Origin of the sequence: Dyadobacter sp. 22481 (genome assembly GCF_052044875.1) — a bacterium.
Taxonomy (GTDB): domain Bacteria; phylum Bacteroidota; class Bacteroidia; order Cytophagales; family Spirosomataceae; genus Dyadobacter; species Dyadobacter endophyticus.
Genome location: NZ_JBQENV010000001.1, coordinates 1577678 through 1598904 on the forward strand (window position 1 = coordinate 1577678; position 21227 = coordinate 1598904).

Genomic DNA, 21227 nt, shown 5'->3' on the forward strand with positions numbered 1-21227 from the left:
TTCAATATAGGAGACTAATATTATCGCATGAAAGCGACTTCCAAACCGCTGGCAAGCAGTATGATCGTGACAGCCAATCCAAAAGTCCTCAGGTAATAGGCGGTATCAATTTCGAGGGTAATCTTTTCAAAGTACCTTTTGAAGAGTATCCATCCGAGCTCTACACCCAGTTTGCACGATAAAATGATCCCCACAACCTCGATACAATGAGGTAATGTATGGCTCAATATTTCGGTCGTTGAAAAATATTTTTGGAGCGAGGAGACTGTATAACCGAGAATGACCCCGTTGTAGAGAGTGGTGATGAGGGAAATTATGCCAAAAGACAGAGCTCCCATCAGGTTGAAAATTAAGACAAGTATATTGTTGAAAAAGATGTCCCAGAATAAGGTGAATTTACTTTGACTGTATATGCTGTTAAAAGCAGCATTCATTTTTTGGGAGGAGCCTGCACCGGTATTGAATTTTAGTAACAAGCCTAAAAGAAGCCCAATAAAATAAGCTGCAATAGCGAGATAGTAGCCACGTTTTCTATTCATCTGATAGTCAGGGATTTCTTATTTATTGGTCAAAGAATGGGTCTATGGCCGTTAACCATAGACCCTAGCTAATTACAGTCCTGATACGGCACCAGCAATTGCTCCGCCAACCGGACCAGCTACCATACCGACACCAAAGCCCCAGGCCGCAGCATCCAGAACGCCGATAGCGCCAATCGCCGCACCAGCACCTGCAGAGGCGCCTTCTCGGGATGCCACATAACCAATACCAACCCAGATCTTGTTAGATTTCGGCTTGGACAACATGCTGGAAGAAACTCCCAACACAGTACAAACCGTCAAGAGGAGGGCCAACGATTTTGCTTTTGTTTGCATGAAAAAAAAAATTAAAAGTGAAACATAAATTGAACTCTACTTGGTATTAAAAATCGTTGTTTTATACACGTAAACGCAGATACCCATAATCGCGGTCGCTCCACAAACCGCCCCAATCATCAGCGCGACGACAATGTTGTCTTGGAAATATTCGAGATATACTTTGGATGGCACGACGACGCTAATCAGACCGATTAGATAGCCCCAACGCCAGGTCTTTGATTTTTCTGGCACTATTGTTGTGCCGCAATGGGGGCAGTTGAACTCGTGGCCGTCGGCAACTTTCACCACATTTTTGAAGCCCAATTCGTTGTTACACGCCGGACAGGTAAAGACTTTTGGATTACTCATAATCTTTGTTTTTGGTTATTTCAGCGGCAATATGTCGAGCAGTATCTTTTATCTTTTGAACCTGATCGGATTTTTTCTTTACTGGCATATCGAGTATCCTGGAGGACAATTCTACAGCGTTATCATATTGACCTGTCTTTTCGTAAGTTAAAAGAAGTAAATGCAGTGGTTCAAATCTGGACGGAACGATCTGCGATGCTTTTTTTAGATGCAGTGCGGCATTTGTGAAGTCGGAAATCGCAAAATAATTTTTTGCCCGCAGTAGCGTGGATTCGTAAGAGTAAGATACCTTATCGAATTCATTGAGGATTGCCAGACTTTGAGTGTAATTTCCTGATAAGTAAAGGGATGAAGCATAGCTCATCAGGAAGTCACTACTGTGTTTAAGATTGGAGAATGATTGGCCGTAAAACTCGTTTGCTTTCGGATAATCTCTTCTGTGAGAATAGAGCAGTCCTCTGTGATATGTTCGCATTGTGCGGAAAAAGTACGAGAAGCTTAGACCGAAGAGAACCAAGGTAACCAGGATTATGGCAGCAAGACTTACAGGTTTTCTTGTCACGACAACTCTTTCCTCGCATGGTCCAATGCTGTTTGATACCGCAAAGAGCAGGAGAATGGTTGCTTGTGTAGCGATAACTTTTGAGGGATAACTTGTCAATGAAAAGATAAACACCGATAAGATCGACGCACGGACACATTGTGAAAAAAACTTTCCGTGCTCGCCGCGATTTAAGTTTTTCAGTGAGTAGACGATGAAAAAGATCACTAGCGTGATGCCGATGATTCCTTCCTCAGCAACCAATCCTAGGATTTCGTTAAAAGGAACCAAAACGCTATCGACGATGGCCAGCTCATGTGGGCTGGCATCGTGCCGGCTAAAATATTGTTCCTGGATCATCGCGTACGCGGAACTGAAATTTCCTGTTCCAACTCCGAGCATTGGGTATTTGGCAATGATCTGAAGTGTATTTTTCCAGATAAACAGTCTGCCAGATGATGATTCAGGACGCAATGAGTGCAAATAATAAATCAATCCACATATAACGGGGATTGCTGTGGCCAAAGCAATCCATTTCATGTGCTGCAGTTTTTTAAATCGCAATGCAACGGGGAAATGTATGGTCAGTATGTAGGCGCAGGACAATGCGGCCGAGACCATTGCCCCTCTTGATTTTGTGTGAAAGAGAATAACAATCGCCACCAACAAGATAGCAGCAGAAAATATATAGGATACTCTTTTGGGGTGATTTTCGCTTAGTGTCAAAAAGAAGTGTAAGGCGATTGGCAAGCACATGGCTGCGTACCCGGCAAGAATGCCTGGGTTGTTGAAAGAGCCGGTAATTGAAAAATAGGGATTTGAAGAAGGTATTGCACCAAGGAACTGGCCGAAGGAAAGCGCACCTTCGATAAGGAGCGGAGACATAGCCGCCAGCAGTAGTTGGTCACGATCTATGGCAAGATGGCTTGACAGCCTGAACGTCAAATAGAGAACAAATTGTAGCGAGATAAAGATCAGATATTCGGTGTTGGCGAACTGATGGCGAAAGAGAAATGTGTTTGCTATGAAAAATAAAAACAAAGAAAGGAATATCCAATCGCTAATATTATTCCTGGGAAGGCTAACTTTCGAAAAATATCTATATGTCGCAAATGCGAGTAGTAATAGACAACAAGTAATTAACAAAAACTCCTTAGGAGCATACAATCCAAAATAACTTGCTTCAATGTGTGCGGAAAGCAAAGTGGCAACGGTGAGTATGAAAATGACTTTATCCCTTGTTTTCACCTGTTAGTTGAAGTTATAAAACCTATATAACAAATCGTACCGCAATGCTAGTAATTTCATTTTCGATAAAAAAGTATATCCATTCAAATGGATTCCATTTTTCGACAACTACGACCAAATGATCGACGAACAGGCAGTGTTTTACCGATGAATTGTGTTGTCTCGCTCATTTTAAGCCGCCTATTCTACACTTTTCCGTGAAAATTTCGATATATAAACTATATTTGTAGTATGATTTTTATAGACAATAATCAATCAATTATCGGTGTAGAATATTTTCTATTAAAATTAAATGTTCATTACTTCAATATGTTCTGCAATAAGCCACAAATTTCGAAAGTAGCATTCGGAAAAGAAAAGCAGGCCAAGTAAACTTTCCAAATTGTGTCAACTCATGCTCCATTGGTCCAATATATTTCGCATACAGTATTTCAAATACTACCCCTTGTCACTCTATGTCAAGCCGAACGAGACTGCAATTGTAAGTTTGCGATAACATAAAGTCAAACTCATAATATGATTAACAAATTATTGCATTTCCGAAGGAGGTTTCCATTCTTTGACAAAGTTACTTCCTTGAACAAACGTTGGCAAAATTCTACTCTGGCTTTCCTATTAGGCCTTTTTCTATTACAATCTTGGTTTGCGGTTGTGGCAGCTTGGAAACACGACGGCCAGATTTACGTATACTCATTTCTGTCTATGCTGTCACTAATGATTCTTTTATTGCTAGACATCGCTTTCTCCGCTCAAACCATAAGGAAGTACTACCCATCCTTTTACATTTCTGTTTTCCGATGGGATCGAAAAGGTTTATGGAAGAGAGTAAGTGCGCCAGAACGGGAAGACTACTATCTTCTTGGAAGGTCGTCGATGAAACTGCGCCAGGCCATTGAAGTGAAGCGAAAACGGGGCTTAGCGGCCTTCGCGCATTTTTGGCACTTTATGCAGACTTCGATTTTGCTGATTATTAGTAAAATTTTAGATATCAGCTGGAACTACCTTTGGGCAGTTCTTATGCTATACTTTTTATGCACAATCCAGATGTTCTTCTTAAGACTGTGTTGGATGGATATTTATGAAAACTTCCTTACCGACATTGGCAGGATGAAAAGACTCCTACAATACGATCTTGTGTGCGAGTAGCGTTGCTAGTGATCTTTGTCGTCTTCCAAGTTTTTTGTTCGGTGTGGGCCTAGCCACCTTGGGGCGCCATTGATACCACTTAGGAAGATCGAAGTAATGAAATAAAAATGTAACTTTGATATGGATGCCCCGATGCCCAAAATGCATCAAAACAAGCTAAAAGAATCGGTTACCGTTTCGGTTACCTATTTTGAAGGGAATTACAAATAACTGATATACAAGCGTTTTCAACAATTAAATTGTTCCCAGCGGGATCACTTAAAGCGCCTCAAAAGGCGCTTTTTTCGTTTAAAAACGTCATTTTTTCACTGTTTTCGAAGATAAGCATATCATTCTGATTCAATCCAGATCAAAGCATTCGGTAACCTATTCGGTAACCTGCTTTGCTTACTAAATTAGGTTACCGAATGGACATGTTTGACAGAGGCGATTTTGACCAAGGTTTCTCAAACATCAATGTTTTTCTAACCTTAAACTGTGAGGATGATGAATTTCAAACAGAACCTGACTGTACTCTTCTGGCTGTACAGACAAAAAGCGAAAGCAGACGGCAAAGCTCCCATTTACGCCAGAATAACAATCGACGGTAAGTACACCGAAATTTCAACAGGCAAGAAGGTTAATCCGGCATCCTGGGACTTGGATACCAAACAAGTCACCGGCTCAGGAATGGAAGTAAAACTGGCCAATCAGAAATTGGCCCAATTGCAAACCGACGTCGAACGGATTTTCAACGGCCTTCAAACGCAGTTCCGTGAGGTGACCCCGGCGATGGTCAAGAATGTTTACCTGGGAAAACCTGCAATCGAACAGCCAAAGCTAGCGAAGCCTGCTGCCAAGAACGAGCAAACAGTGCTGGAAGTCTTCGATGAGTTCATCGCAAAATTCGAGAAGCGCGTAGAACGGGAAAATGCCTCGTATGAGACCTTGAAGCACTGGCGCAGCACCAAAAAGAAGGTTGCCAGTTTCATCAAATATCACTTCGATCGCGAGGACATTCACTTTTCCTCTCTTGGCGACACCTTTGCGGACGACCTCTATGATTATTTGACGTTACACGTTGCGAAACCGTTGGCTGAGGTAACAGCTCGAAAAGAAGTAAAATGGGTGCGTCAGATCGTCAAAATTGGGGTTAAAAAGAAATACATCCCTTCCAACCCAATGGAAGGCTTCAAGTGCTCTGGTGGCGATGTGGAGGTAATCCCACTGGAATTTTGGCAGGTCGAGAAAATCCAGCAAAAGCAATTTAGCGTCGACCGGGTTTCTGAGGTTAGGGACGCATTCATTTTTCAGTGCTTCACCGGCTTTGCCTATCAGGACATTTATGACCTCAGCCCGGAAAACGTAGTCCTGGTCGGGCCCAAGAAAGAACGCTGGCTTGTCAAGCACAGAGGCAAAACAGAGGTTGGCGAAATGGTACCCATTCTGCCGATCGTCGACCAACTGATATCCAAATATCAAGACCACCCTTACTGTCTAGCAAATCGGAAGTTAATCCCGGTCAATAGTAACTACCGCTACAACGTGTATTTGAAGGACATTGCGCAGCTATGTGAAATCCGGGATGTTAGTGGCGATATCAGAAGACTCGATACGCATGATGCCCGACATTTCTTCGCGGATATGATGCTTAACAATGGCGTTCCTCCGGAGGATGTCAGTAAAATGTTAGGCCACCGAAGCATCAGAACAACGATGCGTTATTGTAGAGTGAGGAAATCTAGAATTAGTGATAATGTCGCCAAAGTTCGGAAAAAGCTATTCTTAAAGTCTGGCTTGCTTAGACCCGCGCCTTAGATAACTAATGTTCATTGGTCTGGTTCGACTCCCTCTGCGGGTACAAACTCTAAACGTAACAATCTAAATATCTGCTTGTTACGTTTCTTTTTATTCGACTACTGTTAACACCATCGTTAACACATCTTAACGGAACTTTGATAGATGTCATTTAGGTGCAAGATTTTTGCGCCTCGCAGAGCTACGTAACATTACAGTCCAGAACGCGCCTCAGTATCCAACGGATATAGAATTTAATAGAATGTCCAAAAGATTAATTGGTTTCGGTCATCACAGAAATAGAACAACCAGTTCTTTTCTAATCCAGCAGCTTATCCTTTTGATCAATAAATTTCTGACAAAGTAAAATGTAAGCCTTAGCTGAGAGAATATCACCCTTCAAGGAAGATTTGCCGAAATTTCGACAAATTCTCGTTTGGGGTAAACAGAATACAGTGCACTAGGGGAAGTGTCAAATATTATCTAGCAAATCTACAAACATATTGATTTATAGCTATTTATTGATGAAATTGAATGCCAATCAATAAGAATATTGGGACCATAAAATTCTCACTAAATCCTCGAAACACATAATATGGATGTTGCAACCTTTACGACCGTCTATAATCCGTTGATTCAAACAGCGCTGATGCTCATTGGACTCATTTCGATACTCCTACTAGCCTATCAGCTCAAACAAAGTAGCGATTGGAACAAGGTCAATTCGTTGCACACAATGTATGGGTTGTTACCTGACATGCACTTAGAAAAGGACTTTTGGGCGATTGTTGAGAAATACTCTTCTGCTGACGGTGTTGTATCCAAGGAGGGAGCTCCCCAGATAAGGAGCAATTATGAAGAATGGATAATCTTTAAAACTTACATAAATTGTTTCGAACGCATTTGCACAGCCATTAATTTGGGAGTAATAGATGAATTATATGCTTATTCAGTATTGCATTCAAGGATGAGGGATGTTAAATCTTGTTGTCATGCTTATTTTGAACATGTTAGAAGTGTCAAGCGAGACGAGGAATTATTCATCGAAATTGAACGCGCCCTTTCGAAATTTGATGAGATTCAAGCAAGACGAGAAACGGAACTTAAAAAGGCCACTGCAAAGCATACAGGAACTCCGAAGAAGAAATTTTGATAGATGAAATGTAGGCACGGACGAACAAAACGGATAAGAAGGCGTCCTGGTCAGGCAAAATGCCGGATCTCATATCATCTGGAGTCGACAGAAATAGTTTTGTACACTTCAACCGTCCGCGCCAGCTTCTTTAACGAGTACATTGGAGACTATTCATTGAAATAAGATAAGGTTTAATCTCTAATCTCAAACAGTATGCCGTTTCGGGACACTTACACTGCTATCAGGTCAAAATACTCCCCAATAGGTTCGCCGACCTTCTGTTCTAAGTGATCCAATATCTTGGCGGAATATAGCCCTTTGATGCCTCCGCCGTCAATCGATGGTATTTTAAATATTTTTCTTTCTGAAGAGGTGTCCATGAGGGTAAGATAGATCCACAATTTAGTAAAAAATACAAAGATGCCCGTAACCATTCAGACATCAGGATCTATTTCATCGCAGCTCGGCAGCAATAATTCTCGTAAGCTTCAACAATGCAGCCGGCACAAAAACAATACAGCATCTATCCAATAAGTGAGAAAATTCTACTGAGCTCCCTTATTTCGTAGTTATGCGGCAACTCGGAGCCATTAATCAGAATAATCGGAGTCGCTTGGATATTAGCCATTTCGGCCCACCTGTTGTTTGCTTCAATCTGAGCATCCGAATTCATGTCATTGGCAACAGCGAACTTTGCCAGCCAGCCAGGAGCGTCAAATCTGCCTTCTCTGAACCAGTTGTCAATTGCATTGGCCCTGTCCTCAATGCCCAAGGACAATACAACCTTAACTACTTCCATGGCCAATTGGTCCGATTTATTTGGAACGATTAGTAAAATTCGACATTTAATTTTACTTCGTTCTGTAACATCGCGCACTTCACTATGTACTTGTGCGCACGCCGGACAAGTAGGGTTTGTAATTAACAAGATCTCATGATCTGATTCCAACTTTCCGGAATCAATCAAAGTAAGGTCCCTAAAAAAAGGAACGCGATATCCCGATGTCACGAACAATGAGCGTAAATAATCTCGATTGAATCGCATCTTGTTGAACTCTCGTCGTAACCATTGAATCTCTGCGGATCGTTTAAGATATGGTGCGACAATTGCCCACACTGCTGGTAAGAAGGAATAACACACAAATAGTATTGAGGCATCCCTTGTACCGACCCTAAGTGACATATGGTCCAGAATCTGAACTGCAAGAACTATCTGAAGTGTAAAACACATCAATGTGGCCAAACATAATCTGCACCAGACCTTTACACGAAAGCCCTGAAAGTACAAGGAGTAGAATATGAACGGAGCGGTAAGAAATGATAACGCAGATGTAGCTTCAAATAAGCTATTTGTCTGAAAAATTAATGACCCGATGCATGACAAGATGCCACCGAAAAAATAGAATAGCCCCAGTTCGGCCCAAGAGAATAAACCCAAAAATTTAGAACCCGCTGATGATATCAATGCCATACAGGTATTTTGACCGTTATACGAGCAGAGCTTCCTTAAATAACTACGACCAGTTCCTAGCGTTGAAGCCATGACTGCAGCGGACGTTAGCGACCCAATAATACCAAGTGTAATATATGCATAAACATATATCCCTCTCGGACTGTCGAAAGTGTGGGATGTATTAAGTAAAATCAATACTAAATAAAACGATGCTACGAGCCCGACAAATGGGAAACGGAGCCAATTTAATAATTCATCACGTTTGTTATTTTTGTAATTGAACTCAATTGACTTCGGAGAAGATTTAGTAATCAGTGTTACGCCCGGCCAAATCTGCAAGAACTCTGGGATGCTGGTTTCCTGCCATCCTGTCTCAGTGCTTAGCCACCTAACTGAGTCATCCGACACTCTTTCTACTGGAGCGAATAAACCACCCTGAATGTCTAGGAACACCATGCACGGGACCGAAATAGTACTCAACTTTTCAATCGATAGCCTGCTGGCAATATGATCAACCTGATACTCGTCGAGAATTTCGCTAACCGCTGCAAGGCTCGTGGGTTCTTGATGTTCCATCAGTCTCCTCCTCAGATGGCCCCTAGTAAATTTCACCTTATTCTTGTAAAGAAGGTATTCTAAACTATTAAATACATTAACTTCCGACGCGTTCATTATTTTCGAGGATTACCTTATCAATGATACTATCAATACTACTTTGCGATTCCGTGCTAAGTGAAAACTCTTGCACATTGGTGAAATATCGTTTGTCACTTAATACTTTGATTATCTTTTCGCGTAACTGAATTGAGGATTCCGTTTCCAAAACACCACGCTCACCCAAGCCATGATGAGTTACTTTTAAACCATTGCCATTCTGGTCATATCGCAAATCAAGCGGATAAACCAACATTGGCACGTGATAGTATATGCTTTCCTTGACGGAGCCTAACCCTCCATGAGTAATAAATAAATCCATATGCTGTAAAACAACCAATTGTGGAACTCTTTCAAAACAGGTGACATTTGCCGGCACAACTATCTGATAATCGACTGTCTCCATAATCAGCTTATTAATTGACAAGACCAACTCAATATGATCCAAGGTCCTAACTGCTTCAATGAGTACCTGAACAAAACGCAATAGTCGAGAAAATGACCCATCATAAAATGTTCCGAAGCTACAGTAAACCAGCGATTTACCCAAATTGTCTTTTCTAGAAACGACCTCTTCAAACTTTTGATGAAAACTTGAATCTATGCTCTGCTCTTCTCTCGCTACGTCAACGCAAAGCCCAAGATAGAACTGCCTTTTATTAACAATTTGGGTAGTTAGTTCAAATTTTTCCGGCGCTAAAATAATCTCATCAATGTCCTCATACAGTGTGGTGTGCAACGTATCGCGAACTTGCCTTAGTCCCAAGCTATTCAATAGCGCCCGATTGTAAAAATATTTTACTTTTTCCTCTATAAAATTTGTCAAAATAAATCCGTTATTCGATTGCTTTGAAATTTCCACGCTTGAATGTCTAACGTCTTTGTCCCAAAATCCTTCGGAGACAGAAGGGTAACCCGGTACTACGTAGGTTGACATCATGGGATTAATGTAGATACACCTGGTTTTTGACGAACACAGCTTTATCGGTAACACCGAAAAACTCATAAAAACATCAATTAAGATAACTTCTGCAGGGTATTCAAGGAAAATATCTTCAATGATCGACACTTGCTTTTTCAAAAATGAACGCTTAATTAGTCTCGAAATTCTATAGATAAATGATTTGTTCCTCTTACCAAAAATTTCTGACGATTGATCTCCGGAGTTCATAAATGCAGGACTGTATATATATTCAAATCCATTGTTAGACACTAAGGTTTCTAATGAACTTTCATTTATAAGATAGCGAACATTGCATTCCTTACTAAGTTTTCTTGACAGGTAAAATGATGGAATTAGATGGCTCTTTATTGGAGCACAAATAATCAACACGTTTGTTTTTTTTGCCATTTTGATAATTGATGATAGCTGAGATGGTATTTATCAAATACTGATTCAAATATTCGTATTTCCATATTTGGATTTCCCAAAATCATCGAATCTATTTGAGGTGGTCATCAAGCCTAGACTAACAAGTTGGCTGGAATTTCTATACCTTATCGAGTTTTCAGAAAAAAAAGATAGTTGCTTTCTATCTCTAATGCTTTTCTGGAAAATTTTGTACATTATAGCATCGCCATAATGCACTTCACGCTGCACTTCCTCGTCAACTTCCTCTATGAAATCTGACAGAAACTTAGTATGAAAGGTAATTCCGGATATATCCGGAAAATCTCCCCCGTTCAAGGCATGCATCCCAGGTGTGAGATAAACTTTACCATTATTTTTGAAAAGCGATATCTTCGATAAATGGCATGGTAAGTTTTTTCCGAAGATGCGTTCCCGGACTCCCCCAACATATGTTTCCTGTTTGAAATGCTTCCAATTAGATTTATCAAAAAAATTGTAAACTGTCTTCTTAATATCCTGATCGAAATGGGTGAGTATGGAGAAAGGATTATGCTCGGAGCGCAGTATACCACTTTCTAAGGGCCCGCTGGGATATAGGTCAAGTAAGACCGATCTTAAAGCGTTTGCGCCGAAGGTATCCAAATAGCAACATACATCTTTTAATTTTAATTGCTCAACATTGGGATATGCTAGTAGCTCATCGATATCAACGACCACACACCAGTGATTGCGACCATATTTGCTAACAAGATGCTCAATCCAATGCCAATGACTTTTATAGGATAGGCTCGTTGAATAAAGGTGTAAGTTTTCGATAGACAAAGCTATATCACGGGAGTCATCGCTCGAGTTGTTGTCAATTAGAAAGAACCGATTTACCCCAAGATCGTTATAATACTTAAAAAAATATGGCAGTCGTAGCGATTCGTTCCTCATTACAGCAAACAGTCTAATCTCGTTATTCCCAGACGGAACGCTCCTTTTATCAATTCTTTTTATGCCTCGAACAGCGACGTTTCTTGAAAAAATATGACGCATTCTTTTTCCGCACTCCAACAATCTCTTTGAGCTGCCTCGGACGAATGTCAAAATTTCGTACTTCAACATGAGCTGTTTGAAAAATTAAAATGATTACACTGGAATTTTCTTGTACATTTAGCTGCTTTTCCTAGGCCCACGTGGCCGTGAGTGGATCATACTGACAATGGAGGGGCTTTGCATGTGGATTCTCCAGATCCGTGGTAAATGCTCGACAATCCAAACAGATATAGCGAAATTCACAAACCTTGCAAATGTCGACCATATCCTTTGTGATTTCCCATGCAGCTCTAAACTTATCGTTCTCGATTACTGCTGCAAAGTTGTTTGTCATTATATTACCAAAAGACGTGCTGAAAGATGGACAGTTCTTCATTTCGCCATTATGATCTATGCAGATCTTTCTGTTTAGGCAGCTGTTGAAATGCTGTGCTTCAAAGAAGGATTGAATTTCAATGTTGAAGTAACGCTTTGAGACGAAGCCGCAGTGGGTTGCATCGTTAATGGGCTCTCTGGCTTGGATAAGACTTAGGCCCTTTTGGTCAAAACTCAATGACTTGTCGTGCGGAGCTCCGTGGATGATGATTTGGGCAACACGCAGGTGCTCTTTAAAAAGGTCTGGGATAATATCTACGTCAACCTTATCAGAATATTTTACTACGAGTACAATTTCTTTAATCCTGCTCGCTCGAAACAAATTTAAAATTTCAAAAATTATTTCGTTTGTCAAATCATACGAGAAGAATCGCAACATAACCGCTACGCATCCCAGCATGCTTAGCTCGCGTACGGCCCGCTCGTAATTTGCTATATTGATCTTAGGTATTGTTTGTTCTGAAAAATCGAGAATAGCATTTTCCACCTTCGAAGGTGACACATAGTCGTTGACTATAGGAGGGAAATTATCCAATGCGTCTAAATCACAATAAAATCCCCACGAATCGTTGATTATGAAGTCGATATAGGAATTTATTACCGCTTCGTTGGAGTGTCCGTATTTCTCGCGCAGGAAAGTAATATCCAGATACTCATATGTCTGTATGATATCAAAAAGATCGTTTGGGATAAACTTATATCTACCTAGTTGCAGGTCACATATGATGGATCGCTTGTACCCCTTAACAGGTATGCAATTACTAAACAGTTTAACGACTTCCATGAATCTCCTGGTTTAAAGTATCTTTCATATTGGAGAAATCAGAAATTAGAATTTTGGCTATTTTCTGATCTAGGTGGTAATTGCAGGGGTAGGATGTCATTCCATATTGTCCGACTGGATTGACCTCCAAGAAGAAATACTGCCGATTGTGATCAACAAGTAGATCTATCGACCCTGTATCTAATTGTAAGCAGTTCATTAAAAGCGTTACACTTGTGCGCAACTCTCTGGGAAGTGAGTAGGGGACAGTTCTATTGGGACGGGAGTGGTCATAGTTCCTAAAGTCGTTTTTGGTCTTCTCATTGCCTTGGCTAAATATGGCCATAGCATACACTTCACCCTTCAAGTAAAAAACACGAACTTCATATTTCTTTACAATATTCTGCTGAATGAGTGATGGAAATCTTCTATTTTCACGGGATAGGAAACTGCCATTTGGATGTGTTGTATAATTCATAATGAATCCATGTTGCGGTACCACAATATGAATCGCCTCAGAAATCGCCTTTGTAATGATATTTGATCCCAAGGAAGCTTCCAGTTCGTAGTCACTAGATAGAATATGTGTCTCCGGAACTCTAAATCCACATTTCAACGCCTTGGTTAATACATTTAGCTTATTCATCGACCTTTGGAAATAACTTCCTAATCCGGGAAAGGTTTCTATCCAGCTATGTAGAAAGTCTTTGAGTGTATCCCTTTCCCTTTCCATGTTTCTCTGGAAGATTGAGGAGAAATCGCTTTCGTTTGTCTCCATGTAACAGGGGAGGTTGATCTCCCCTCGACGATACCAGTACGATTGCACGTCTTCGAGATCAATTTGCATTTCGTTATGTAATATGCAAACCCTGACATCGCCATCCCTCAGAGTGATTCGCTCTAAACGTATCATGTCGGATTCATTGATACGGACAAAATTCTGGTCATAGAAATAGAGCCAATCGATTACATCACAGGTAGATTGATCGAATTCATTGCTTAGTACCAGTATCATTCTTAATATGTTGGTGTATTAGAATTATCTAAAATCGCTTCGAAAACCAGAAATGAGTCTATTCGCAAGTGACCTGTCCTGCGTAACTACTTCACCCTGACCAGTTAAACCTTGTTTGAAGGTAATTTGGTGACCGAACTGAGTAGTAAGATTTACTGGCAGGGAAACGTAGCCCCAGTATAAACTATCACGACCAGGTACCGCGGCAATCCTGGAAAGTTTGCCCACTAGCATTCCATATTCTCTATATGGATACCCGTCCATTTTTATCAGAACAATTTGACCTTTTCGGATTTTTCCTAAGTTTTTCTGGGCAAGCCGTATTAATCCAGTCTGCAAATGGTTCACCGGTTCAACCAGAAGTATCTCCTGGCCATTCACTACATAATCTAGCTGCTGAACTGGAACTCGAAATGAGATTATTCCATCAACAGGAGAATACAGCAGATACTTTTGCTTCCAGGACTTGATGCTGTTGGCAAGAGCTTCGACAGATTGTTTATACGCATTTTTACTTTCATATAGACCATATTCCAGTTCCACTAACTCTCGATTTTTAGCAAGCCTGGTTGACTGATTCTGAATAATCTGTGTTTCTGTGGTTCGTTGAGGAGTAGATTTTGCAATGAATTTCGCCTGCTCACGTTTGAAATCAAGTTTCGCAATTACGTTCTCTTTAAACAGTCTTTCCTGCATTAAAAATTCTTCTTCTGCGATAACAAATTCTTTTGTTTGAGACGCATGCTGTTCCTTTAGTAGGTTTTCAAATTTTTCAAGATTTGTGACATCTTTTGTCAACAGATCTTTACGTATTTTATAGAAATCTTTGGCGACTAGTGCATTTATTTTCGTAAACTCCTTGTCAAAGATCTCATAGTCTTCCTGCAATTCACCAAGGGTTGCGCTTTGATTAAGAGCAAAATATCTAGGCGTATTCCAAATTTGCTTGCCTATATCCTCACTGATTCGTCTGAGTTCGTTCTCGAGGCGTAAAATTGTCTCATAATCTGCATCACTCTCGATCATTCCCACGATCGCTCCCTTCTTCACGGACTGGCCGTCCTCAACCATAAGACGGGTAAGTCTGCCATCAATTTTTGCCTTCAGCGCATATGGTCGGATATCGCCATTTAAGATAAACGGAGCACTGACAATGTCTGGATATTTTATAAAGTTGGTACAGGCAAGAATCGTCCCAAAAACGATAGCCAAAAGAGAAATTCCCGATGTCAGCAACCAATGGGGCTTTCGGCCCATTATTTCCTCTATGTCAGCACTTTGGACTTCTTGAAATATTTCAACTGTACTTGATTGTCTTTTCATCGAAAATTCCATTTTTGATTGCCAACTAGAGATGCATGGTTTCCAGCTGATTATTTACTAATTCAAAGTACCTGCCTCTCATACTTATCAGCTCAGCATGCTTGCCAACTTCGACAATATTGCCTTTCTCGAGCACAACAATCTGATCAGCATTTTTTACAGTACTTAATCTATGTGCCGCAATAACTACCGTTCTGCCCGTAAAAAAAATTTCCAAGTTTTTCATTATGGTTGATTCATTATTTGCGTCGAGGGAATTTGTTGCTTCATCAAAAAGAATGAGATTCGGATCTTTGTAGACGGATCTTGCAATTAAGATTCTCTGACGCTGACCTTGGCTAATCCCTACCCCTTCAGATCCAATTTTAGTATGATAGCCGAGAGGCAAAGAGTCAATAAACGTATGTATGTTCGCCACTCTAGCTGCTTCGATTAATCTATCGGAATCAATGTACTCATCACCAACAGCAATGTTACGGGCTATGGTCTCAGAAAAAATAAAGCTTTCCTGCATTACTACGCCGCATTCCTGCCTCCACAACCGATGTGAAATGCTTGAAAGTTTTGTTACTGCACCATCCTGCATCCAGGGCGGTAGTCCGTCTCGGGAACTGTCATCAGAACTTTTGGTGAGATAAATTTGACCCTCCTGGGGTTCATAATATCTGAGTATGAGTTTCAGTAGTGTTGTCTTGCCGCTGCCACTTGTACCTACAATTGCTGTAACCTTACCTCGCTTTATTAGTAGGTTTATGTCCTTCAATACAGGTTCATTGCCCGCGCCCGAATAGGTAAAGGATACATTGCTTAGTTGAATGTCCTGAGATCTATCCCAGCTTTGACGAAATAGCGTGGAACTAGGCTCTTCGTCCTGCAAGTTGTGAACTTCGTTGAGCCGAGCAATACTTAGGCGTGCATCTTGCCAGGACTGAAGAAAACCTACAAACTGCTCGACAGGGCTATTAAACTGTCCCAATATATATTGAATTGACATCATCTGACCTAGAGAAAGCTCGCCGTTCATTACACCGCGTACGGTCAAAAACGTGACAATGATATTCTTTCCTTGATTTATAAACAAAGCTCCGCCTTGTTGTACCTGAGACAATGATAAACTCTGTGCATTGAGCTTGAACAACTTAATTTGTATTTTCTCCCAATTCCATCTGTACCTAGTTTCTGCCCCGCTCAGCTTAATGTCTTGCATGCCTTGTAAAAGCTGTACTAGAAGACTTTGGTTTCGTGAAGAGACATCAAATCGTTTTATGTCAATCTTCTTTCGCCCACGGAGAAAGATCAAAACCCAAGCCATGTAGACTATCGAACTCAAACTGGCAACAAAAAAAATAGTTTTATCGTAGAGCGCGAGCGCAATTGCAAAAAGGAAGAGATTAAAGATAGAGAATAATATTGTTATCGTCTGACTGGTTAGAAACGTCTCTATTCGACTATGGTCCCCAATACGTTGCATAATGTCACCAAAGTGCTTCACATCAAAGAATGATACTGGAAGCCTCATTAACTTTGCTAAAAACTCTGAAAGTATCGAAAGGTTAAGGCGGGTGCTAATAAATAGCAGTATCCAGCTTCTAAGGAAGTCAACTGCGGTCGAACTCACCAGGAGGACCACTTGGGCAACGAGTATCAAGTAAATAAAAGAATAGTTACTGGTCGCGATCCCTACGTCGACAATTGCTTGGGTTAAAAAAGGAAATATTAACTGTATTCCACTCCCAAACAGCATTCCGAGCCCTAACTGAAGCAACATTCTTTTGTACTTCAAAAGATAGCTAAGTAGCCCAAAAATGCCGATGCTGTCATGTTCCTCTCCTTCTTCCTCAAAGAACTTAGCTGTAGGTTCAACTAGGAGGACGACTCCACGCTCCTCTCTTCCATTTCTATTGGATACCCACTGAGACTCGAATTCTTTATTTTCATAAACGACTCGCCCCCTTCCTGGGTCGGCAATGTGGAATCTAATTCCCTGCCCACCCCTAATAGGCGAAACTTTGTCGTTTTTCCTAAAAATACGCGTTGCTGACTGCAAAGTATTTTGTAGTCCATAAAACACACGTGAAAATAAATTCAACCTACGTGGCCTGGCTTCTCCTTCAATCTTGTGTAAGACAACGAAGTGATTCTGCCCCCAATGCAAGATGCATGGCAAAGGCGCCTCGGCAATTAGCTTCTCTACGGATATTTGAGTCCCGATTGACCGGAGCCCAATCGACTCCGCAGCTTGTGCAATTCCTAAAAGCGTTACGCCCTCTCGATTCTGTTGTGATTTCTCGCGGAGCGTTTGAGATGTATAATGACGACCGTAATACTTTGCGATCATTCGCAAGCATGTCGGGCCACAGTCCATCTGATCTAGTTGATAGTAGTGGGGAAAAGAGTCAAGCATCAAGCATCTTGTAATTAAATGGACTAGCCTCAAGGAAACCTTAAGCTTCCGATCGGGTCATATCACGTGTGTCTACGTACCTTTCAAAATCCGTCGAAATATGGATTAGATCTAAGTCTCTTAGCTGGGCAAGATCCTCGAATTTAACTGAATTGATGTCAAACAGATTCAAACTCGGGTCAAGTTCGAATTTTTTACGATACATTTTATAATATTGTGCATTGTCGAAATGTTGTTCTCTCTGACACTCCTCATAAACTCGATTCTCAAAATCATTCAAAAACTTGGTGTGAAATACAACCCCGACGTCACTACTAAATTTGGCACCGTTTATCGCATGCATTCCTTGAGCCAGGTACGTATTTGGTAAATACTTGAATAAAGGAACCTTCGAAAGAAAATGTGGGACGGGAGAATACCCAAAAACGCGATCTCGCATCCCCCCGGTAAGGACAACTGAGGTGAAATTCGTATTACGTTTCCAGTCTTTGAAGCTAACAGAAATTTTGCGAAAGGATGCATCAAAGAATCTAAGAACAGACAGGGGATTCTGCCCCGAAGCGCAAATCGTTTCTGATATTGTTGAATCTGAATACATATCCAAGAGAAAGCATTTAAGAGCAGTATTGTTGCTTTCTTCCAAGTATCTGCATAGGTGTTTTAGTCGAATTTTCTCTATAAAAGGGAATGAAAATAATTCGTCAATGTCTACAACCAGACACCAGTGATTCAATCCGTAACGATCCAACATATATGTCATCCAACGCCAATGTTCCTGGTAGGGCTCGTCCGTTGAAAATACATGAATTTCTGAATGTTGGAGCGCGATATCTCTGCTAAGATCTGATGAATTGTTGTCAATTATAAAAAATCGGTCAACCCCAAGACGCTTATAGTATTCAATGAAGTATGGAAGACGAAGAGCTTCGTTTCGCATAATTGCGAATAGCCGCAATTCATATACGTCCTTAGTGATCGGATTGTTGTCCAATCTATGCAAAGCAAATGCCATTTTCGACAGCGTGATTTGGGCCTTCACGCGATTACGCAAAGAATCAATCTGGCTTTGTATCTTTGAGGCAAGAGAGACACAACGATAGTAAAATGAAAGCCACATCTTTTCTTTAGTAACAGAAAAATGGAATGAAAACTCATAGATTTATGATGCATAGAGATGCAGGCTCATTCTGACAGTTCCAAAACGCGACAAATATGCTTTCGATATCTGCCGACAATTTCATACTTTTCTGTCGAATAGTCATCTATGGATATAACCTTATGGGTTGGCAATTGAGATTGATCTAACTGAGTTAAGTTGAAAAATGACAAAGGAAATATCCCTCTGTTCATATCAAGTATTTGTTGAAGATCCTTCATTATTTAAAGTTTAAAATGTTCTGTGAACAGCCGTCTATATACTACGCCTGTTCACAGTTAAGAATTAGCTACCTTTCAAAAAACCTCAATAGTAAGGCTTTTTAGGCGTATTGCCACTGCAATCCCCACTCCAGGTTGTTGATGTCTGTGGAGGGTTACACTGTTTAGTTGTCCCGCCCGATATAATATCGCAACTACTTGTACAATCACCGTTGACTCCTACATAAGTACTGTGTGGATTGGATGTCCATTGTCCACCTCTGATACCTCTCATCTCATCAAGGGAAAGCTCATTTTCCTTAAAATTTTCAAAACCCTCTAACAAAACATTTTCCATGAACTTAGGATTTATAGTTAAACATAATTTAAAAAAAATTCTATTGAGAAATACAGCGGACTAATTTCCACTTAGTTTAGTCTTCAACGTTGTATAGTGTGCCTTACTTACGTGACCTTTATTGTAAGCGTGTTCCACCAGGTTGAAGTAACGTTTCTTGTAGTCACGACTCGCATGCCACAAGACCAGCCAAGCTGCATCGCTAGCTCCTTCGCCAAGCTGATGATCAGCAGGCCAACCATATTGAGCAATTATCTTAGAGAGAAGTGCTTGATTTGTTTTATCATTCCGAATGATTAGTCTATTGAAATAGTATATTTCCTCCTGCCTCAATGTTTTCGTCATCAAGCTATCTCGATACCGTTGATCAGCTACTAACATTTTCTGCAGTATACGTCCAACTTCTGCAGTTTTGAGTTTCGGAATGACAATATTTGAGTCAAGATCTGACTTAGGGTCAAACGTAGTTTTCAAATAAATGGGTGAATATTTCTCTTTGCTTGAGTTTTCACTGCTAGCCTGCCCAAGGGTTAAAATTGGCGAAATGACAGTTCCCCAAAAAAAGAAAATTCTTGAATATCGCATAAGATCTATTACGCTTACAAATAAGCCTTCTACATTAAATTTACCAAGATGTCCGTAAAAATCCCACTAAATATTTATCAAACGGTCGCATTAATGATTACTCTGCTCGGTAGTTACCAACTATAGTCCATTCAATCAGCATTTAGGTTGGTGTTTTCTATTTTTGTTAACTAATGACAAAGATAATTTTATTCGACTCCAAGGAATGCAATAGTAACGATATTTATGTATACTTAATGGTATTGTGTCTATCATTGTTGCTGCGTTTTCGATGAATGATATCTTTTCCTCGACAAATGATGCAATTTCTGACGACGAATGAAGCTACGCTATTGGGACCATGAACAGGTACTGCCCCTAAGGGTATGGTGCCTTACCCTAAGGAGGACGGTGGATGCTTAGACTTTATTCATTTCTAGTTTCTTGGCAAGCGTTGCTGGTCCCAAGCCACTTACACAGCCAGCGCTTGATGCGGATGAAAGCGATTATAATCTTCCATCCATTCGTCGGACAAAATGTGAACTTGCTCTAGCGATTCAAATAAATAGGCATCTAAGAGATCACGATCGTAATTGATAACTTTACACCAGGTTCCGGATGTCTCATGCTACTGGCAATAGAGATATCCCAGAAATGCGATCGGGGCCGATCATTGTATTTGTGTTATCAATCAAAATAAATCATTCAATGTCGGGTAAATATGATGCCTACTTGGTGTGCCTGAATGGGCATGGAGTAAACGATTCCTACTACAGCAGTCCTGCATTCAACCAAAAGTACTGTGACCGTTGTGGAGCAGAAACGACGAAATCCTGCCCTAATTGCCAAAAAGATATAGAAGGTGACTACAAGGGAAATGTGGTATTCCTGGGTGGCGGCCCAACTCCCGTTCCGGATATCTGTAAGCATTGCGGAAAGGATTTCCCCTGGCGCTCGAAAAAGAAAGAACTGAGACAGAACATTCAGAAAGCAGATAGGGATGACCTGTTCCTCTTGGATAGCATCATCGAGAAATTTCACCTGGTCGCCAAACAATTACGGCAGCGTTATGACGATAGGGCTACGCTGGACATCGCCGATGAATACGATACACAGGATTTGCTGCACGCCTTGCTCAGGATCTACTTCGAAGACATCCGCACCGAGGAATGGAACCCCAGTTATGCTGGCTCTTCGACACGTTCGGACTTTCTATTGAAAGACCAAAAAATAGTCATCGAGGTAAAAAAGACGCGAGCAAGCCTGAAAGCAAAGCAACTGGGTGAGCAGCTGATCATTGACATTGCAAAATACAAGACCCATCCCGACTGTAAGGTATTATATTGCTTCGTTTACGACCCCGAAGGATACATCAGTAACCCGAGGGGTATTGAAAATGACCTCAACAACACGACAGATGGCCTCAAAGTAACCGTTCGCATTATACCGAAGGGGCATTGATGCGAGATGGCCGGTCACTGCTGGAAAAACGGATAGTAGG

The 21227-nt window shown here is 40.9% G+C and carries 17 protein-coding genes; 3 read left to right on the forward strand and 14 right to left on the reverse strand.

Features of this window, described 5'->3' with window-relative positions; genetic code table 11:
* Positions 1 to 20 precede the first annotated feature (20 nt).
* The 4 genes from ACTJJJ_RS06070 to ACTJJJ_RS06085 all read right to left on the reverse strand — a co-directional run bounded on the left by ACTJJJ_RS06070 (position 21) and on the right by ACTJJJ_RS06085 (position 3015).
* Complete coding sequence (locus tag ACTJJJ_RS06070) at positions 21 to 539, reverse strand: stage II sporulation protein M (protein WP_440701666.1); 519 nt, start codon at positions 537 to 539, stop codon at positions 21 to 23.
* Positions 540 to 611: 72 nt separating this feature from the next.
* A complete protein-coding gene (locus ACTJJJ_RS06075) occupies positions 612 to 875 on the reverse strand; it encodes a hypothetical protein (protein ID WP_440701667.1) in 264 nt (87 codons plus the stop codon).
* Between the two features lie 36 nt (positions 876 to 911).
* Complete coding sequence (locus ACTJJJ_RS06080) at positions 912 to 1226, reverse strand: hypothetical protein (RefSeq protein ID WP_440701668.1); 315 nt, start codon at positions 1224 to 1226, stop codon at positions 912 to 914.
* Entirely contained in the window at positions 1219 to 3015 is a 1797-nt protein-coding gene (locus tag ACTJJJ_RS06085) for an O-antigen ligase family protein (protein WP_440701669.1), read from the reverse strand. Before ACTJJJ_RS06085 ends, ACTJJJ_RS06080 begins: the two co-directional genes overlap by 8 nt.
* A 1629-nt stretch (positions 3016 to 4644) precedes the next feature.
* On the opposite strand from ACTJJJ_RS06085, the gene ACTJJJ_RS06090 reads away from it, so the two are divergent.
* Both ACTJJJ_RS06090 and ACTJJJ_RS06095 read left to right on the forward strand, forming a co-directional pair.
* Positions 4645 to 5958 (forward strand): site-specific integrase, encoded by a 1314-nt coding sequence (locus ACTJJJ_RS06090; protein ID WP_426294438.1) that lies wholly within the window; start codon positions 4645 to 4647, stop codon positions 5956 to 5958.
* A gap of 574 nt (positions 5959 to 6532) precedes the next feature.
* On the forward strand, positions 6533 to 7090 hold the full coding sequence (locus tag ACTJJJ_RS06095; RefSeq protein WP_426294437.1) for a DUF4760 domain-containing protein: 558 nt from the start codon (positions 6533 to 6535) through the stop codon (positions 7088 to 7090).
* A gap of 505 nt (positions 7091 to 7595) precedes the next feature.
* Here the strand turns inward: ACTJJJ_RS06095 and ACTJJJ_RS06100 are convergent.
* The 10 genes from ACTJJJ_RS06100 to ACTJJJ_RS06145 form a co-directional block, all read right to left on the reverse strand.
* Positions 7596 to 9197: a vitamin K epoxide reductase family protein gene (locus ACTJJJ_RS06100; protein ID WP_426294436.1), complete on the reverse strand. Its 1602-nt coding sequence runs from the start codon at positions 9195 to 9197 to the stop codon at positions 7596 to 7598.
* Positions 9178 to 10530 carry a nucleotide disphospho-sugar-binding domain-containing protein gene (locus ACTJJJ_RS06105; protein ID WP_426294435.1) on the reverse strand — a complete coding sequence of 451 codons (1353 nt, stop codon included), beginning with the start codon at positions 10528 to 10530 and terminating at the stop codon, positions 9178 to 9180. Before ACTJJJ_RS06105 ends, ACTJJJ_RS06100 begins: the two co-directional genes overlap by 20 nt.
* Positions 10531 to 10575: 45 nt before the next feature.
* Positions 10576 to 11637 carry a glycosyltransferase family 2 protein gene (locus ACTJJJ_RS06110; RefSeq protein WP_426294434.1) on the reverse strand — a complete coding sequence of 354 codons (1062 nt, stop codon included), beginning with the start codon at positions 11635 to 11637 and terminating at the stop codon, positions 10576 to 10578.
* A 61-nt stretch (positions 11638 to 11698) separates the two neighbouring features.
* Positions 11699 to 12727 carry a grasp-with-spasm system SPASM domain peptide maturase gene (gene gwsS, locus ACTJJJ_RS06115; protein ID WP_426294433.1) on the reverse strand — a complete coding sequence of 343 codons (1029 nt, stop codon included), beginning with the start codon at positions 12725 to 12727 and terminating at the stop codon, positions 11699 to 11701.
* Positions 12714 to 13721: a grasp-with-spasm system ATP-grasp peptide maturase gene (gwsG, locus tag ACTJJJ_RS06120; RefSeq protein WP_426294432.1), complete on the reverse strand. Its 1008-nt coding sequence runs from the start codon at positions 13719 to 13721 to the stop codon at positions 12714 to 12716. The genes gwsS and gwsG overlap by 14 nt, the downstream gene beginning before the upstream one ends.
* Positions 13722 to 13745: 24 nt before the next feature.
* Positions 13746 to 15044: an HlyD family secretion protein gene (locus ACTJJJ_RS06125; protein ID WP_426294431.1), complete on the reverse strand. Its 1299-nt coding sequence runs from the start codon at positions 15042 to 15044 to the stop codon at positions 13746 to 13748.
* A gap of 25 nt (positions 15045 to 15069) precedes the next feature.
* A complete protein-coding gene (locus tag ACTJJJ_RS06130) occupies positions 15070 to 17382 on the reverse strand; it encodes a peptidase domain-containing ABC transporter (protein WP_426294430.1) in 2313 nt (770 codons plus the stop codon).
* Between the two features lie 106 nt (positions 17383 to 17488).
* Entirely contained in the window at positions 17489 to 18460 is a 972-nt protein-coding gene (locus ACTJJJ_RS06135) for a glycosyltransferase family 2 protein (protein WP_426294429.1), read from the reverse strand.
* Positions 18461 to 19222: 762 nt separating this feature from the next.
* Entirely contained in the window at positions 19223 to 19747 is a 525-nt protein-coding gene (locus ACTJJJ_RS06140; RefSeq protein WP_426294428.1) for a hypothetical protein, read from the reverse strand.
* Between the two features lie 451 nt (positions 19748 to 20198).
* Positions 20199 to 20324, reverse strand: a complete 126-nt coding sequence (locus tag ACTJJJ_RS06145; protein ID WP_426295853.1) for an integrase core domain-containing protein — start codon at positions 20322 to 20324, stop codon at positions 20199 to 20201.
* 110 nt (positions 20325 to 20434) lie between these two features.
* On the opposite strand from ACTJJJ_RS06145, the gene ACTJJJ_RS06150 reads away from it, so the two are divergent.
* On the forward strand, positions 20435 to 21187 hold the full coding sequence (locus ACTJJJ_RS06150) for a DUF2321 domain-containing protein (protein ID WP_426294427.1): 753 nt from the start codon (positions 20435 to 20437) through the stop codon (positions 21185 to 21187).
* The last annotated feature ends 40 nt before the right edge of the window (positions 21188 to 21227 follow it).